Genomic DNA, 16,533 nt, shown 5'->3' on the forward strand with positions numbered 1-16,533 from the left:
ATGAAGCTGCATCCAGCGCGGCATTGCTTGTTGCTCATCTCACTGTGCGGTTTCGTTCCAGTGAGGCGGGGCGAACAGGGTCGGATAGCGCTGAAGCACGGTGACAAGCTGTTGAGCGCCTTCGCCTCGTTGCGCTGGCTCGGCCAATGCGTTGGCGCCGCCGAGCAGGTCGGCGAGCAACCCGTGCAGCGCGGCGTCAGCCTGTGCCTCCAGCTCACAATTGGCAATCAGGTAGGAAACGCCGTCCTCAATGTTGGCTTGCAGCGCCAAGGCCTGGCGCTCGCTGATCGATTGCGCCGGGTTGGCTGGCAATGCGGCGTCGACCGCCTGGCGAAGGCGCGTCATGCCTTCGCGCAGAGCGGCATCGGTGGCCCATTGCTGCTCACCGCCAACGGGTGACGCTGCGGGTGCTCCATGCCCGTCGTGAGTAACCGTTGCCTGCGCGGTATCGACCACCACGTCGAGTGCTACGCCGCTGGCCAGCGCCAGCATCGAGGCCATTGCCAGGCCCCAGGCGAGGGGTTGGATGATTGCTTTCATATGCATCTCCGGTACTGCAGGGAGGCGGGCCGGCTGGCCCGTAGCATTAATGTCGCTTCAGTGCGCAGATGCCTGGGCGAAGAGGATGTTGTTTTCCAGATGGATGTGCTGCATCAGATCGCCGCGCAACTCTTCGAGTCCGCGATACAGCGCGCGCCAGGTATTGCAGGCGTTCTCTGGCGGGGTGATGTCGTTGGTCAGCTCAGCCAAACGCTGCAGGGCGGCGCCGTGCTGTTCGTGTTCGTAGCGCATCACCGAAATAGGACCCTGTGTCTGTGGCAATTGCATATCGCGGCGCAGCAGGGGAAAGAGGATCTGCTCTTCTTTTAGCATGTGGCTTTCCAGCTCCTGCTGCATGCTCCAGAGGTGTTCGGCGAGTCCGTTGGGGCAATCATGTTTGTTGCCGTGCACTTGTTCGACTCGAGTGGCCAGGCGAATGAGTTCGGGCAACTGGTCCCGGTGACGCTCGTGGAAGCGTTCCAGAATGAATTCGATCAAGACCCCGGCGGGCTCGTTGCGCCAGTCTGTCTCCGTCCCCGATTCGCTTGCCAGTGCGGCCAGCTCGCTTGCAATGACCTCGGCATCAAGGTTGCGTTGCAGGGCGGCGTCGCGCAGCGGGGTGTTGCCACCGCAGCAGAAGTCCAGCTTGTATTGGCGAAACACGCGGGTGGCGCCAGGGATCAGGCAGGCCAGGTTGCCCAGGGTTTGTTCGGTGAGCGCAGTCGTCATGGCAGGGTTCCATGGAGGGGAGTTAGGCCTTACAACGCAAACCCTATGCCATATCCAACATCTTGATTGTTAAGAAGAAAATAATATCAGTGGTGAAATTTACCTAAGCGGTATAGGGTTCCAAAAACCTTGAGGGTAGTAAAGACCATGATGGAAGAAGGGCTGCTGGCTGACCTTGTCACCGAACTGCCTAATGCGGTTCGCTTGCAACGCCTGGTGCATACGCTGCATCAGCGATTTCGCTGTGGGGCGGTGGTGTTGCTACGTCTCGATGAGGACACGCTGCGCCCCCTGGCTGCGGTGGGGCTGGTGCAGGAGGCCCTGGGCCGACGCTTCGTGGTAGCTCAGCATCCGCGCCTGGCGGCCATCCTTTCGCAGCGTGAACCTACCTGGTTCGAGCCTGACAGTCGGCTGCCGGATCCGTACGACGGGCTGCTGGACGAGCACGTCGGTGAACCTCTGCCGGTGCACGATTGCATGGGTGTGAGCCTGTTCGTCGAGGGTAAGCTATGGGGCGCGCTGACTCTCGATGCGCTGCACGCCGGCACGTTCGATGACGACGCGCGGCGGGACCTGCAGCGCTACACGCTGGTGATCGAGGCAGCTATCCGCATCACCCGGCTGGAACATGAAAACCGTGGCCTGCGCCTCGCTCGAACTGATGTGCTGGAGACCTCTCAAGTGCCGAGCGATGGTGAAATTCTTGGGCAAAGTGCGGTGGTTCGCGAACTGTTGCGTGAGCTGGAAGTGGTGGCCGACTCGGAGCTGCCAGTGCTGCTTCTGGGCGAAACCGGCGTCGGCAAGGAACTGTTCGCGCGCTGGCTGCATCGTCACTCGCGGCGCCGCAACAAGCCGATGGTGCTGGTCAATTGCGCCGCATTGCCGGAGTCGCTGGCCGAAAGCGAACTGTTCGGTCATGTGAAGGGTGCCTTTTCCGGCGCAACGACCGACCGCCCCGGTCGTTTCGATGCGGCCAACGGTGGCACGCTGGTGCTCGATGAAGTTGGCGAGCTGCCGCTGGTGGTGCAGGCCAAACTGCTACGGACCCTGCAAAATGGCGAGATCCAGCGGCTTGGCGCCGACAAGCCGCGTCAGGTCGATGTGCGGATCATTGCCGCGACCAACCGCAATTTGCGTGAGAGCGTACGTGACGGACATTTCCGCGCCGATCTTTATCACCGGCTTTCAGTCTATCCGGCACCGATTCCGCCGTTGCGCGAGCGCGGCAACGATGTGTTGATTCTGGCCGGCTACTTTCTTGAGCTGAACCGCGCCCGGCTGGGTCTGCGCAGCATGCGGCTGTCGCCGGCCGCCGAGCGTGCATTGCTCGGCTATGCCTGGCCGGGCAACGTTCGTGAGCTTGAACATGTGATCAGTCGCGCGGCGCTGCGCTTGCTCAGTCGTGGTGCCTCGCGCAGCGAAATTCTCACCTTGGAGCCAGATCTGCTGGATCTGGACAGCGAGCACGCGACCGCTTTCGCACCGGTTGCCGAAGTCGAGCCCGTGGCTGCGGAAACTGAAATCGTCTCGTTGCGCGAAACCGTCGATGGCGCCCAGCGCCAGGCGATCGTCCGTGCGCTGGAGGCTTGCGGTGAAAACTGGGCGCAGGCGGCGCGGCTGCTGGATGTCGACTCGAGCAACCTGCACAAACTCGCACGGCGTTTGAAGTTGAAATGAGTGGCGGCCAGGGCGGCACGCTGCAGCGATCTGTTCCGTCAGTCGGCGGGAGTCGTCTTTGTCGGATGGCGGTCTAAGCTTTCACCATCACGATAAGGAGAATTCCATGGCTCTGGACCATGACCAGTTCAACCAGCTGCTGACCGAGGCCCAGGCCCACGCCGACCGTGCCGCCAGCGAGAACAATGCGCAGCATTATCAGCAGGCCTTCGAGTCGAGCCTCAAAGCGATGCGTCTACTCGCTGAAGAGTCCGGTGCGTGGCGGCAGATGGTGGCTCGTGCCACTGAAGAGTTCGAAGGTGACGAAGGGATATAACGCAGCCGAAGGCAGGGGCAGCGCAACGATTGCATGCGCCTGTATTTCTGCACCTCGCCTGTTGGGTGAGTCTGTTGGGTGAGCTGGCTCGCGATCCGAAACCTTTGGGGGTTTCGCGAGCCAGGCCTGCCGCCTCGCTGCCCGTGGTTGCTGAACCCCGTAACCGTTGCCTTGAGAGTTCAACGCCAGCTTCGTCCCCTTGACGCTTATCAATGCCTCCCAGCGGACGCCTACCTAGACTGCCGGCTTTCCGTCCGACCCGGACGGCCACCTTCGCCACTGGCAGGGTGCGCATGATTCTGCATGTCTAGGAGTTACCATGCACTTGGTCTGTCCAGCAGGTAGCCTGCCCGCGCTCAAGGCTGCCGTCCAGCAGGGTGCCGACGCCGTTTATGTCGGTTTTCGGGACGACACCAACGCCCGTCATTTCGCTGGCCTCAATATGGATGCAAAGCAGCTCGATAAGGGACTGCAACTGATCCGCGAGAAGCGTCGCCAGCTTTACATCGCCGTCAATACCTATGCTCAGCCGGAAGGCTGGTCCCGCTGGCAGCGTGCGGTGGACCAGGCCGCCGATCTGGGCGTGGACGCGCTGATCGCCGCCGACCCCGGCGTGCTGGGGTATGCCGCCAAACGCCACCCGCAACTTAATTTGCACTTGTCGGTTCAGGGCTCGGCGACCAATGCCGCCGCCCTGGTCTTCTATCAGCAGCGGTACAACATCAAGCGCGCCGTGCTGCCACGCGTGCTGTCGCTCAAGCAGGTCAAACAGGTCGCCGCTGGCAGTCCGGTGCCGATCGAAGTGTTCGCTTTCGGCAGCCTGTGCATCATGGCCGAGGGGCGCTGTCACCTGTCTTCCTACCTCACCGGCGAATCACCGAATCTGTGCGGTGTCTGCTCGCCAGCCAAAGCGGTGCGCTGGAGCGAGGAGCCCGAAGGGCTGACCTCGCGGCTGAATAACGTGCTCATTGACCGTTACGCCGAGGGCGAATCAGCCGGCTACCCAACGCTGTGCAAGGGCCGCTTCATGGTCAACGGCGAGCGCTTCCATGCGCTGGAGGAGCCCACTAGCCTGAATACGCTGGACCTTATTCCCGAACTGGCCAGCATTGGCGTGACGGCGATGAAGATCGAGGGGCGGCAACGCAGCCCCGCTTATGTCGAACAAGTCACTCGCGTCTGGCGCTCGGCGCTGGATGCGTATTTGCAGGCGCCGCAGCGTTATGTCGTGCAGCCGGGCTGGCGTGAGGTCCTCGACGGCCTGTCGGAGGGTTCGCAAACGACCCTCGGCGCTTACCACCGGGCGTGGCAGTGAATCTCTTCAGCAAGGAGCAGTTATGAAACTCAGCCTAGGCCCCGTGCTGTTCTATTGGGATCGCCAGCAAACCCTGAATTTTTACGCCGACATGGCAGGCATGCCGCTGGATGTGATCTATCTCGGCGAAACCGTCTGTTCCAAGCGCCGCGACATGGGGCTGGACGACTGGATGGGATTGGCCCGTGAGCTGAAGCAGCAATCGTCAGCGCAGCTGGTGCTGTCCGGTCTGACGCTGGTCGAAGCCGCTTCGGAACTGGCCAGCCTGCGTCGGCTCTGCGATAACGACGAGCTACTGGTCGAAGCCAATGACATGGGGGCGGTGCAGTATTTATCCGAGAAGGGCGTGCCCTTCGTCGGTGGCCCGGCGCTCAACCTTTATAACGGACATGCACTGGCCGAACTGGTCAGCAGCGGCATGCAGCGTTGGGTGCCGCCAGTGGAAATCTCCGGGGCGATGATCCGTGACGCCCGCGCGCAGTTGGCGCAGCTCGGCGTTGGCATGCCGGAAATCGAGATATTCGCCTACGGCCACCTGCCGCTTGCGTACTCGGCGCGTTGCTTCACGGCCCGCGCGGAAAACCGGCCGAAGGATGATTGCCAGTTCTGCTGCCAGAACTATCCCGAAGGCATACCGCTGCTGAGCCAGGAAGGCGAGGCGCTGTTTACCATCAATGGCATCCAGACCATGTCCGCCTCGGTCAGCAATCTGCTGGCCGACTATCCGGCGCTGGTCGACAGCGGCGCTGAGCTGCTCCGGCTGAGCCCGCGCGCGTCGGGCATGATCGAGGTTGTCGAGGCATTCGACGCGGTGCGAAACGGCGGGCTGCCACCGCTCGCCGTCGATGGCTGCAACGGTTACTGGCACGGCCAGCCGGGCATGCTGCGCGCCGAGGAGGCCGGATTATGCTGAAGCCTCGAGCGCATCTGCTGAAACTGGGCGAGCGCCTGCTGCCGCTGGCGGCGCGAACCCCATTTACACTGCAACGTATCGCGCTGGAGCGCAGCCTGAATCAGGTCTTCGCTGAGCCTTTGGCCGACCACGCTTTCGAAGCGCTGGAAGGACACTGGATGCGGCTGGAAGTCGTCGACCTCAAGCTGGCCTGGTGCCTGAGTTGCGACCGGCAGAAGTTGCGCATCGCCGAGCAGGCGCCGGTTCAGGTCACCATTCGGGGCAACTGGCGGGAGTTCCTGTTGCTAGCCAGCCGTCAGGAGGATCCGGATACGCTGTTCTTCCGCCGCCGCCTAGTGATCGAAGGTGATACCGAGCTGGGTCTGGCAATCAAGAACCTGATCGACAGCCTGGACCCGGACCTGCTGCCGTCGTGGCTGTGGAAACTTCTGCAGGGCGCGGGACAGGAAGTTGCGCTGACGGGCCGTGCGCAGCCTGTGGGTGCCTGAACCCGCACTGCTCAGTTGCACCGACAGCCCGCGTTCTGTGGCGCCTTGGCAAGGCGCTACACCGAGCGAAGCCGGTGCCGCGGTTTCATGCGGTCGCTGGCGATGATGTTGCACATGTCTTCGAACAGCGCATCGGCTTCGGCTTCTGAGCAGTCTTCGCGGTAACGCTTGCGCAGGCCATAGCTGCTGAGGGTGATATGAACGTTGGCGACAACGTCGTGCTGCGCCAGACAGGCGCGCGCGCAATGCAGCGGACAGCCATCAATGGCGAGGATCGGTCGGCCGGAGTTGGCCTTGTTGACCAGCGAGCTGACCCGACCGCCGACACCGGCGATGCAAGACATTTCTGCCAGGCCAGCGCGGTCCAGACGTACTGCGATGGTATTGGCCAGTTGCGCCACGTTGGAGCAGCCAGAGCAGGCGTACACCAGGGGCAGGCGGGGTGTGGACATGCTGTTCTCCCGTTCTGATAGAGCCAACACCAGTATCCGCGGCAATCCCGGCTCGGCCCATGACGACCATCAAGAAGCTGGGGCAATCTGCCGCAGCTCAATCCTGATAGGCGGCCAAGCCCCGACTGTCGAGTATCTCGATACGCCTGCGCTGGACGCTGATCATTCCCGACTCAATGAGCCGGTGCAGGATGCGCGAAAAGGTCTCCGGCTGAATGCCCAGCTTGGAGGCAATCAGACGCTTGGGCACATCGAGGGTGACCACGCCGCTGTCGTCCTCCTGCGACTGGTAGAGAAAGCGCACCACGCGATGACTGGCGTTGGCCAGCGTCAGGGTATCGATCTCGTTCAGGCGCTGATGCAGGCGGATGCTCAAGGTGCCGAGAATATCCAGACAGATGCTCGGGTGTTGCTCGAGCATGCGCCGGTAGTGGCTGCCGTGCAGGCTGGCCACCAGGCTGGCCTTAAGAGCCGTGGCGCTGACTGGGTAGTTCGGTGCGCCAGTGAACAGCAAGGCTTCGGCAAAGGACTCGCCAGCGCGGATGACCTCGACCAGTTTCTCCTGGCCGTCGCAGACCACGCGGTGCAGCTTTACCTGACCAGTGAACAGAAAATAGAACCGCTCGGCCTTGTCACCCTGATGAAACAGCGAGGCGCCTGCGGGCAAGCGCTTGAGGTTGGCCGAGGCGCATACCTCCTGCAGCGCCGCTTCGGGCAACCGGCTGAACAGGTGGTGTCGGCGGAGGTCCGCAACGAGGGTTGTTTCGGTCAGCATGGTTCCTCCACCGGTACCTGTCCGGGATTATTCGACGTGGCATCCTAGGAGCACGCGTCCCCGACCTTCCTTGATCGCAGACAAGATCCGCGACCGTGGTTGCCTTGGGCTGTTTTGAAAATGCGGCCAAGGTGAATTGACGATGGTCAATTCGCTCCGCAGCGTAATTGCCTACATTTCACACCATCTAGTGTTTGAAGCGTTTTTTACAACTACATATGGTGATGGAGGCGTGATGCTGGGGCGTGAGGAAGTGAATCGGCCGGTTTCGCTGCGCAAGCGGGATGCGCGGCTGGTGAAGTTCGAACTGGACAAGATTGGTGCTGCAATTGAGGCTGCGGGCCAGGCGACCGGTGAATTCGAACAGGCCACTGCCCAGGCGCTGGCTGCTCAGGTCCTGGCACGTCTGCCGCAGCGGGTGGTGGAGGTCGAGCAGGCTCAGGATGCCGTCGAGCGCGTATTGATGGAGGCGGGCTACTACGACACGGCCCGCGCCTACATCGTCTATCGCGAGCGTCATGGACGGCTACGGCGGGATCGCAAGTCGCTGGTTGACGTCGCCTCGTCGATGAACGAATACCTCTCGCGCGAGGACTGGCGGGTGCGCGCCAACGCCAACCAGGGCTATTCGCTGGGCGGGCTGATTCTCAACGTGTCGGGCAAGGTCACAGCCAACTACTGGCTGGATGAGGTCTACAGCCGGGAAGTCGGCATCGCCCATCGCGAGGGCGATCTGCATATCCATGACCTGGACATGCTCGCTGGCTACTGCGCGGGCTGGTCGCTACGCACGCTGCTCAACGAAGGCTTCAATGGCATTCCCGGTCGGGTCGAGGCCGGGCCGCCGAAGCACCTGTCCAGCGCGCTGGGGCAGATGGTCAACTTCCTCGGCACCCTGCAGAACGAGTGGGCCGGTGCCCAGGCGTTCAGCAGCTTCGATACCTACCTGGCGCCCTTCGTGCGCAAGGACGGCCTGGGATTCGCCGAAATCCGTCAGGTCATCCAAGAGTTCATCTACAACCTCAACGTGCCGTCGCGCTGGGGCACCCAGACGCCCTTTACCAACCTGACGTTCGACTGGGTCTGCCCCGAAGACTTGCGCGAGCAGATTCCCTACATCGGTGGCGAGGAGATGCCCTTCGCCTACGGCGATCTGCAGGCCGAGATGGAGCTGATCAACCGCGCCTATATCGAGGTCATGCAGGCGGGCGATGGTCTGGGGCGGGTATTTACCTTCCCTATCCCCACCTACAACATCACTCATGATTTCCCCTGGGACAGCGAAAACGCCGAGCGGCTGTTCGAGATGACCGCGCGATACGGCTTGCCGTACTTCCAGAACTTCCTCAATTCGGACATGCAGCCCAACCAGGTGCGTTCGATGTGCTGCCGCTTGCAGCTGGACGTGCGCGAGCTACTCAAGCGCGGCGGCGGGCTATTCGGCTCAGCAGAGCAAACCGGTTCGCTCGGCGTGGTGACGATCAACTGCGCGCGGCTGGGCTACTTGCACGCTGGCGACTGGCCCGGGCTAATCGAGCACCTCGATGCGCTGCTGGAGCTGGCGCGGCAGAGCCTGGAGGTCAAGCGCAAGGTGATCCAGCACCACATGGATGCCGGACTGTACCCCTATACCAAGCGATACCTGGGCACGCTGCGCAATCATTTCTCCACCATTGGCGTGAACGGACTGCACGAGATGGTGCGCAACTACACCGAGGACAGCGAGGGTCTGCATACCGAAGCTGGTCGGCGTTTGACCATCAAGCTGCTCGACCATGTGAGAGCGCAGCTGGTGCGCTTTCAGGAAGAAACCGGCCATCTCTACAACCTCGAGGCGACTCCGGCCGAAGGCACCACCTACCGATTCGCCAAGGAAGACAAGAAGCGCTTCCCGGAAATCTTGCAGGCGGGCTCTGCCGAGGCGCCTTACTACACCAACTCCTCGCAGCTGCCGGTGGGCTTCACCGACGACCCGTTCGAAGCACTGATGCTGCAGGACGAGCTGCAGACCAAATACACCGGCGGCACCGTGCTGCACCTGTACATGGCCGAGCAGATCTCCTCGGCGCAGGCGTGCAAGAACCTGGTGCGTAAGGCACTCGGGCGGTTTCGCCTGCCGTACTTGACCATCACCCCAACGTTCTCGATCTGCCCGGTGCACGGCTACCTCAGCGGCGAACACGAGTTCTGCCCGAAATGCGACGAGGCGCTGATTGCCAAACAACAGAGCTGCTGCGTCTGAACCTCCAGTGGCTGGGGCGCGGTCTTGCGCGCTCCGCGCAAATGCACACCGGACCAGCGAGTAAGCGCCAGCTTGCTGGCGATCACCATTATTGATGCGTCAGCCGGCGCATCGACCTGAGTTGTAAGGGGCGAGCTTACTCGCGAGAAAGGTTCGCCTTGCATTCGCGAGCAAGCTCGCTCCCACAACCAACCACAACCTGAAGGAGCGACACATGACCCAAGCTACTCAACTTCCCGAAGCCCAACGTCAGCGCTGCGAAGTCTGGACCCGTGTGATGGGTTATCACCGCCCGGTGGCGGCGTTCAATCCCGGCAAGCAGTCCGAGCACCGTGAGCGGACCCATTTCACTGAACAAGCGGCCGGTCTGGCGCGGTAGTCGTGGGCGCTGCGCTACGGGTCGGGGGCATGGTGCCCCTGACCACGCTGGACTTTCCCGATCATCTGGCCTGCGTGCTGTTCTGCCAGGGTTGTGGCTGGCGCTGTCGCTATTGCCACAACCCGCAACTGATCCCGACCTGTGGTGCGGAGGAGCGCAGCTGGGAGGAGATCCTCGACTTCCTCGATCAGCGTGTCGGCTTGCTTGAAGCGGTGGTGTTCAGCGGCGGTGAGCCAACCCTTCAGCTGGCCCTGCCGGACGCCATCAAGCAGGTCCGCGCCAAGGGATTCAAGATCGGTCTACACAGCGCCGGCATCAAGCCGAAACTGTTTCGCCAAGTGCTACCGCTGGTGGATTGGGTGGGCTTCGACGTCAAGGCGTTGCCCGAACATAGCTGGCTGATCACCGGTGTCGAAGGCAGTGGTGAGGCCAACTGGAAAAGTTTGCATGCGCTTGTTGCGAGCGGAGTGGATTATGAGTGCCGCACCACCGTGCACTGGCAGTTGTTCGATGCCGAACGCCTGTGGGACATGGCGCAGCGCCTGCGCAAACTGGGTGTCGAACGGTTCGCCGTGCAATGCGTGCGCACCGCCCGGATGCTCGATGATTCTCTTGCTGAGAGCCGTGCACCCTACGATCAGCAAAAACTCTGGGATCGTATGGACCGGCTGTTTCCGTCGTTCGTTTTACGAGGTTGATCGTCGATCTCTACCGGTGGGCTGAAGCGGAACGTCGCCGGGGCTCACCCGACGGAAACACTGCGTGCCAGCCGCCGCTGGTAGGGTGGGCTGAAGCCCACCGGTTCGTTTCTCCAAACGGAGCAAGCCGACTCAGCCGGAGAGGGTGGGCTTTAGCCCACCGTTCATCGAGCGCGAACGATCAGCTCCAGCCCCAGAACTGCAAATACCAACCATAACCAACCACCGCCGTGGCCAAGCCCACGCAGCCGAAGGCGGACGCCCGACGCAGGCCGTTAGTGCCGTAGCGGCTGATTACCTTCCAGGCGAGGTACAGGCTCCAGCCTATTGCGCCGGCCAGCAGCAGCGCGCGGGTCGGCTGCGCCCAGGCGAGGATGAAACCTTCATACCGCAACAGCTTGATGGTGGTCGCTGACAGGCCGAGAAACAGCCCGGCGCCGCCAAGTGGCGTCAACGTCAGCGCCAGATGATGAAACACCCTATCGCCGCGTTTCATCAATCGCACCGCACCCTGCAACAGCAGCCAGAGCGCGCCGCCGATCAGCAGCGAGCTGGCGCCGATGTAGGTAAGGATTGCCGCACCATCCAGCCAAGTGAAGGCGTCATTGTTCTGCGGGTAATGGGTCAGCAGCCACCAGGGCGCGTTGGCCTCCAACGGCCAGAAGATGTCGCGGTCAACTAGCCATTCGGCCGCCGTCTGTTTGAGGCTGATGAACCAAGGACTGACCGTCCACTGAAACGCGCCCATGGCCAAACCGATCATTCCGAACAGCAGCAAGGTGCTGTCCCAATGGCCCTGCTGCGGCTGGTTGCCGACGATCAGGATCTCCTCGTTCGGTGAGCGGGCGGCGAGGGCGACGGCACCGCGCTGGCCGCTGCAACGACCACAGGCGTGACACTCGCTGTTGCCCTGCATGCGGCGGATGTCGATCAGCGGGGCGCAGTTGGGCGTCGCCAGCTTCGGCCCTTGATTAGCCCGCCACAGCTCCTCGTCGACTTTGTACTGCATCGGCGCCAGGCGCGCGAGCAGGCCGAACACGCCGCTGACCGGGCACAGATGCCGGCACCAGATGCGTTTGCCTCGGCCGTAGAGAAAGCCGACAAGCATCGCCGCGACCGTCGAGCCGCCAAGAATCAGCGCGGCAGCCTGACCGTAGTCGTAGACGCTGATCAGCTGGCCGTACACGGTGGTCAGTACGAACGCAATGGTCGGCCAACCGCTCCAGCGGATCCATTGTGGGGTGCGCTTGTTCAGCCCGCGCCAGCTGATCCACTCGCTGAGCGAGCCTTCCGGGCAGAGCACGCCGCACCAGAGGCGGCCAAACAGCACCATCGACAGCAAAACAAACGGCCACCAGAGTCCCCAGAACAGAAACTGGGCGAACACCGTGATGTTATCGAGCATGCGTGCTTCGGACGGCGGCAGCGAAAGCACCGCTGGCACCAGCAACAGGACCAGATAGAAACCGACCACCAGCCATTGGATCAGGCGGATGGTGTTGGCGTGCTGACGCAGCAGGTCGCCTGTGCGCGCCAGCCAGGGGGCGTTGGAGATCATGCTGTGCGGGCCTCCAGACGAGCCTCCGGCTTCGGTCGCAGCCAGGCCCAGACGGCCAGCCAGTACAGCGCCATGACAATCACGGCGGCCAGCGAAGGCATGGCGCGATAACCGGTCAGCCCCGCAATAGTGCTGCCCAGAGTGCCGCCGTCATCGAGCAGGGCCGAGGTGTCCCAGACCGGATCACCGAAAACGGTGTACAGCACTTCAGGCACCTCCATGCCCATCAGCTGGCCGCTGAAGCGGTCGAGGCCAGCCATCAGCAGGGCGGCGCCGAGCAACAGCAGCAGCGCCTCGCTGACCTTGAAGAAGTGCTTCCAGGAAAACAGCCGGCTGCCGGCCTGCAGCGCTGCGTAGCTAAGCAGTGCGAGCGCAAAGCCGAGCAACCCGCCGATCGCGAAACCGGTCAGGTCCGAACCATCCTGCTGATGTCCAATGCCGTAGAGAAACACCACCGTTTCGCTGCCCTCGCGCGCGACGGCGAGCATCGCCAGCACCAGCAGGCCGATGCCGCTGCCCTGGCTGAGGTGCGTTGCGGCGTTGTCCACCAGGTTGCGCTTGAGGTCCCGGCCGTGGTGGTGCATCCAGCCGACCATCTGCAGGATCAGCAACGCGGCAACCAACAGCATGGCGCACTGGAACCACTCGCCAGCCGGCCCGGCCAACCAGTCGCCAGCGCTGAGAATGCCCCAGGCCAGCAGCGAGGCCAGACCGAGACCGGCAACCACGCCGCCCCATAGCATGCGCAGCGCATGACGGTTGTCCGGTTGCTGGCTCAACCAGGCATGCAGAATGCCGATGACCAGTAATGCCTCGACGCTTTCGCGCCAGACAATGAACATCGATTGGCCCATGTCGCTTCTCCTGTTAAGAAACTACTTGGCGATAATTTCGCCTTCCGGGAGATCCATGTGGAACTCGTCGAAGAAGGGATAGCGGCCGGGTTTGAGCGGATGGATCACGACAAATGAGGTGACACCGGGCGAAAGCACCTTTTCCACCCGCAGGGGCGTGCTTTCGAATTCGGTCGGGCCATTGCCAGCGTTGATGACGACGATCTTGAAGCGCTGGCGAGCCGGAACTTCGATGGTCGCCGGCTCGAAATGGCCGTCGCGGATGGTCAGCTCATACGTCGGCAACCCGGCCTGGGCGCCGCCGGCAAAGCCGGCAACGAGCAGGGCGAGGGCAGGAAGCAGGGCGCGTTGCATGCGGACCTCCGGCTCAGTAGCCGCCTTTTTTGCCGATGCCGGCGTAGGTGAACTCGTAGTTCAACGTGCACTGCTCGAACCAGGGCGCAACGCCGGTTTCCTTGTCGACGTGACGGCCGAACATGGTGTGCTTGCCATCCGGCGGCGAGACGATGAAGGTCAGCTGGTACTTGCCTGGCCCCATCAGCTTGACGTTGTCGCCATAGTGCGGGCCGTCATTGGCGACCATTGCGTGGAAATCGCCTTCGATCTTCTCGTCTGAGCCCTTCTTGCTCAGCGCATAGCGGATGTTCAGGTAGGAGACGAAGCTGCCTTCCTGCCAGCCGTTGCGGTTGCCTTCGGTGGCAGCGATGTCGGCCTCCAGGTGCACGTCGGACTTGGCAGCGTCCAGCATCATGCCTGCTGGCTCCATCTCGACCGGCTGCAGGTAAACGGCACCAACCTCCATGCCACCGCACTGCTGCGGTTCGCCAATGGGGTATTCCTTGGCCTGAGCGAGGGGCGCGAGCAGCAACGAAGCGATGGTGAGGGTAGCGGGAATGCGCATGAAGCCTCCAAAGAGAAAAGATGACTGACGCGGAGAGGTTCGCATCTGTGATGCTTAACGATAATGATTCGCGTCAATTCTGATTGAAATACTTTGTAACGTACACACCCGATTGCCGCTTATCGTTGCGCCTGATTAAGCGCCGGGCGGCGTCTTTAGGGACTCAGGAGCCCTTTCTGCGTTGCGTTGTCACACCCTGTTCGGACCTTCAGTAAACGCCGATCCGTTCGCTGCAACCTCGACAAGCGGGTAACCCTGCAGGCGATTTAAAGCTGCGGGGCAGATCGATAGCGGCCTACCATATGCACTTTCGGAGCCGGGGAAATTCATGAATCAAGCTGTACTGGATGCCAGAACCGCCCGCGTACTGCCCTGGCTGGTCGCTATCGCGTTCTTCATGCAGACCCTTGATGGCACCATCCTCAACACCGCGTTGCCGGCCATGGCACGGGACCTTGCCGAAGATCCACTGCGGATGCAGGGTGTGGTCATCGCCTACATGCTCACCGTGGCGTTGTTGATTCCAGCGTCTGGCTGGGTCGCGGATCGCTTTGGTAGTCGGCGGATTTTCTTTTCCGCCATCCTGTTGTTCACGCTCGGGTCGCTGCTGTGCGCAATGAGCACCAGCTTCAACCAACTGGTGATGTCACGCGTGGTGCAGGCAATCGGGGGCGCGCTGATGCTGCCGGTCGGGCGGCTGGTGATACTGCGGGCCTACCCGCGCAGCGAGTTTGTCCGGGTGATGACCTTCATCGCGCTACCGGGCATGGTCGGACCGCTGATTGGCCCGACGCTCGGCGGCTGGCTGGTGGAATACGCGTCCTGGCATTGGATCTTCCTGATCAATCTGCCGGTCGGCCTGATCGGCTGCATCGCTGCCTTTCGTTTCATGCCCGACCTGAAGAGTGCTGAGCGCATGCGCTTCGATACCGTTGGCTTTCTGCTATTCGGTGGCGCCATGGTACTGATCACCATTGCGCTTGAAGGCCTTGGCGAGATGCAAATGCCCCACGCCCGCGTGCTATTGCTGGTGGCCGTTGGCAGTGCCTGCCTCGCGGCCTACTGGTTGCGCGCCGGTCACATCGACAGCCCGCTGTTCAGCCCGACGCTGTTCCACACCCGCAGCTTTGCCGTTGGCATCTTCGGCAACCTGTTCGCACGATTGGGTAGCGGAGCATTGCCGTTCCTGCTGCCATTGCTGCTGCAGATCGCGCTGGGCTATTCCCCGGCGCAGGCGGGCATGTCCATGATTCCGTTGGCGCTGGGTGCAATGTTCATCAAGCCCTTGGCCAAGCCGCTGATCGACCGCCTCGGCTATCGGCGCATCCTGATCGGCAACACACTGCTGCTGGGCACGCTGATCGCGAGTTTGGCGACGATCGACGGGCAGACTCCGACGGTACTGTTGCTCGCGCAACTGAGCCTGATCGGAATGGTCAATTCCATGCAGTTCACGGCGATGAATACCGTGACGCTGGTGGGGCTGAGCAACCAGAACGCCAGCAGCGGCAACAGTCTGCTATCGGTGGTGGTGCAACTGTCGATGAGCCTGGGTGTCGCCTCGGCCGGTGCCCTGCTGGGCGGCTTTACCGTACCGGGTGCGAATGGCGCGGCGGTGCTGGAGGCGTTTCACCTGACTTTCCTGTGCATCGGGGCGATGTCGATGCTAGCCGCATCGTTGTTCTTTCAGCTGGACAGTAAGCAAGCCATGGTCGCCCGACACATAGACACTGAGTGATTGATCGTAGGATCAGCCGATACAAAGCTCGGCTTCTTCCTCGTCTTCGGGAATCTCATCGGTGACGATCACTCGCGCATGGTGGCTGGTTTCCTCCTCCATGCGCAGGCCGAAGTAGCGGTTGTCATAGGCATCCCAGAAGGCTTCGACCTGCTCCATTGTGGCGGCCTCAAGGAGTACCTCCAGGCTGTGCTCAAGGACAATGGTGTAGAGTTTTTCGGCAGACATGATTAGCAGGCTCGTGCTCGATTCAAGAGGCGGCCGCTCCTCTGCAGCCGTGATGTCATTCTGACAGCTGAAGAGGCTTTGCAAGCTTCCGCTCATCGCCTGAAAAGAGATTCCCGCTGAACGGTTAGCCTCAATTTGGAACTGTTTGACTCGAACAGGTCCGGCCAGTGTTGTGTTCAGCCAACCCACGACGCCCGTATCGACGTGTCGCTATTTGCGACATAGCGGTTCGCTTGCAGGCCAATTCCGAAGGCTCCTCTTTCTTCGCGTTCTGGGGCGCAGCACCGGGTTTGCGCCGCTGAGAACACCCTTGGGCCTCTCATTGGCTTCGCCCAGAACCCGCTTCCTTTGTTTACCTGTACGAGTAAACATTATCGACCTGTCGTTTATAACGACATAAGGTTTGGCCATCGCCGGATATCCCGGCGGCAACAGAAGGATTTGATCTATGGGGACAATGGGATCGTTCTGGCTGGTGACGGGGAGTTCGCTCTCCGCAGCGCTGGTGTTGACCATCGTTCTATGGCTGCAGTGGTTGCAGCTCAGACAACACAAAGTGGAACTCGCCGTGCTGCGCGACCTGCTACAGGGGCTCGGTGGAATCATTCAGCGTCTGGAGCATGAAAAGGCCGAACTGAGCGCAGGCCTGCGAGCGGAAACGGGGCAGGTCGAGTTGCTCAAGCGGCAACTGAGTCAGCTACGCGGATGACTCAGTGTGCTCGCTTCTTTC

Annotated in this window: 19 protein-coding genes; 10 read left to right on the plus strand and 9 right to left on the minus strand. The window is 61.9% G+C overall.

The features are described from left to right. Positions 1–39: 39 nt before the first annotated feature. Positions 40–540, minus strand: coding sequence for a DnrO protein (locus BUE09_RS12445; RefSeq protein ID WP_073301250.1), 501 nt, complete (start codon positions 538–540; stop codon positions 40–42). A gap of 57 nt (positions 541–597) precedes the next feature. Next, entirely contained in the window at positions 598–1,269 is a 672-nt protein-coding gene (gene ytfE / locus BUE09_RS12450) for an iron-sulfur cluster repair protein YtfE (RefSeq protein WP_073301251.1), read from the minus strand. Between the two features lie 147 nt (positions 1,270–1,416). Between ytfE and norR the strand changes: the two genes are divergently transcribed. From norR to ubiT, 5 genes are all read left to right on the plus strand, one after another. Beyond that, positions 1,417–2,946, plus strand: coding sequence for a nitric oxide reductase transcriptional regulator NorR (gene norR, locus BUE09_RS12455; protein ID WP_073301252.1), 1,530 nt, complete (start codon positions 1,417–1,419; stop codon positions 2,944–2,946). 106 nt (positions 2,947–3,052) lie between these two features. Continuing rightward, positions 3,053–3,262, plus strand: a complete 210-nt coding sequence (locus tag BUE09_RS12460; protein WP_073301253.1) for a hypothetical protein — start codon at positions 3,053–3,055, stop codon at positions 3,260–3,262. A gap of 319 nt (positions 3,263–3,581) precedes the next feature. Continuing rightward, entirely contained in the window at positions 3,582–4,577 is a 996-nt protein-coding gene (gene ubiU / locus BUE09_RS12465) for a ubiquinone anaerobic biosynthesis protein UbiU (RefSeq protein WP_073301254.1), read from the plus strand. Between the two features lie 22 nt (positions 4,578–4,599). Then, a complete protein-coding gene (locus BUE09_RS12470) occupies positions 4,600–5,490 on the plus strand; it encodes a U32 family peptidase (RefSeq protein ID WP_073301255.1) in 891 nt (296 codons plus the stop codon). Next, complete coding sequence (gene ubiT, locus BUE09_RS12475; protein WP_073301256.1) at positions 5,484–5,978, plus strand: ubiquinone anaerobic biosynthesis accessory factor UbiT; 495 nt, start codon at positions 5,484–5,486, stop codon at positions 5,976–5,978. The genes BUE09_RS12470 and ubiT overlap by 7 nt, the downstream gene beginning before the upstream one ends. Before the next feature lie 56 nt (positions 5,979–6,034). On the opposite strand, the gene BUE09_RS12480 is transcribed toward ubiT, so the two are convergent. Together BUE09_RS12480 and BUE09_RS12485 are read right to left on the minus strand one after the other, a co-directional pair. Further along, a complete protein-coding gene (locus BUE09_RS12480) occupies positions 6,035–6,430 on the minus strand; it encodes a putative zinc-binding protein (RefSeq protein ID WP_019340381.1) in 396 nt (131 codons plus the stop codon). Between the two features lie 97 nt (positions 6,431–6,527). Then, a complete protein-coding gene (locus tag BUE09_RS12485; RefSeq protein WP_073301257.1) occupies positions 6,528–7,205 on the minus strand; it encodes a Crp/Fnr family transcriptional regulator in 678 nt (225 codons plus the stop codon). 235 nt (positions 7,206–7,440) lie between these two features. On the opposite strand from BUE09_RS12485, the gene BUE09_RS12490 reads away from it, so the two are divergent. The 3 genes from BUE09_RS12490 to BUE09_RS12500 all read left to right on the plus strand — a co-directional run bounded on the left by BUE09_RS12490 (position 7,441) and on the right by BUE09_RS12500 (position 10,524). Further along, positions 7,441–9,447: a ribonucleoside triphosphate reductase gene (locus BUE09_RS12490; protein ID WP_073301258.1), complete on the plus strand. Its 2,007-nt coding sequence runs from the start codon at positions 7,441–7,443 to the stop codon at positions 9,445–9,447. Positions 9,448–9,661: 214 nt separating this feature from the next. After that, entirely contained in the window at positions 9,662–9,826 is a 165-nt protein-coding gene (nrdD, locus tag BUE09_RS12495) for an anaerobic ribonucleoside-triphosphate reductase (protein WP_073301259.1), read from the plus strand. Positions 9,827–9,828: 2 nt separating this feature from the next. Next, positions 9,829–10,524, plus strand: coding sequence for an anaerobic ribonucleoside-triphosphate reductase activating protein (locus BUE09_RS12500; RefSeq protein WP_073301260.1), 696 nt, complete (start codon positions 9,829–9,831; stop codon positions 10,522–10,524). Positions 10,525–10,705: 181 nt separating this feature from the next. Here the strand turns inward: BUE09_RS12500 and BUE09_RS12505 are convergent, their stop codons facing one another. The 4 genes from BUE09_RS12505 to BUE09_RS12520 are packed head-to-tail and all read right to left on the minus strand — an operon-like array spanning position 10,706 to position 13,837. Next, on the minus strand, positions 10,706–12,082 hold the full coding sequence (locus tag BUE09_RS12505; RefSeq protein ID WP_073301261.1) for a 4Fe-4S binding protein: 1,377 nt from the start codon (positions 12,080–12,082) through the stop codon (positions 10,706–10,708). Next, positions 12,079–12,936: an FTR1 family iron permease gene (locus BUE09_RS12510; RefSeq protein WP_073301262.1), complete on the minus strand. Its 858-nt coding sequence runs from the start codon at positions 12,934–12,936 to the stop codon at positions 12,079–12,081. The genes BUE09_RS12505 and BUE09_RS12510 overlap by 4 nt, the downstream gene beginning before the upstream one ends. 21 nt (positions 12,937–12,957) lie before the next feature. Then, the gene (locus tag BUE09_RS12515) at positions 12,958–13,290 is read right to left on the minus strand and encodes a cupredoxin domain-containing protein (protein ID WP_073301263.1); all 333 of its coding nucleotides are present in this window, start codon (positions 13,288–13,290) and stop codon (positions 12,958–12,960) included. Positions 13,291–13,303: 13 nt separating this feature from the next. Further along, positions 13,304–13,837: an iron transporter gene (locus BUE09_RS12520; protein ID WP_073301264.1), complete on the minus strand. Its 534-nt coding sequence runs from the start codon at positions 13,835–13,837 to the stop codon at positions 13,304–13,306. Positions 13,838–14,165: 328 nt separating this feature from the next. Here BUE09_RS12520 and mdtD point away from each other — a divergent pair, with 328 nt between their 5' ends. Further along, entirely contained in the window at positions 14,166–15,575 is a 1,410-nt protein-coding gene (mdtD, locus tag BUE09_RS12525) for a multidrug transporter subunit MdtD (RefSeq protein ID WP_073301265.1), read from the plus strand. Positions 15,576–15,587: 12 nt separating this feature from the next. Here the strand turns inward: mdtD and BUE09_RS12530 are convergent, their stop codons facing one another. Next, entirely contained in the window at positions 15,588–15,803 is a 216-nt protein-coding gene (locus BUE09_RS12530) for a hypothetical protein (protein WP_029404662.1), read from the minus strand. Positions 15,804–16,251: 448 nt separating this feature from the next. Here BUE09_RS12530 and BUE09_RS12535 point away from each other — a divergent pair, with 448 nt between their 5' ends. After that, entirely contained in the window at positions 16,252–16,512 is a 261-nt protein-coding gene (locus BUE09_RS12535) for a hypothetical protein (protein WP_073301266.1), read from the plus strand. The last annotated feature ends 21 nt before the right edge of the window (positions 16,513–16,533 follow it).

Source organism: Stutzerimonas xanthomarina DSM 18231, assembly GCF_900129835.1.
Lineage (GTDB): Bacteria > Pseudomonadota > Gammaproteobacteria > Pseudomonadales > Pseudomonadaceae > Stutzerimonas > Stutzerimonas xanthomarina.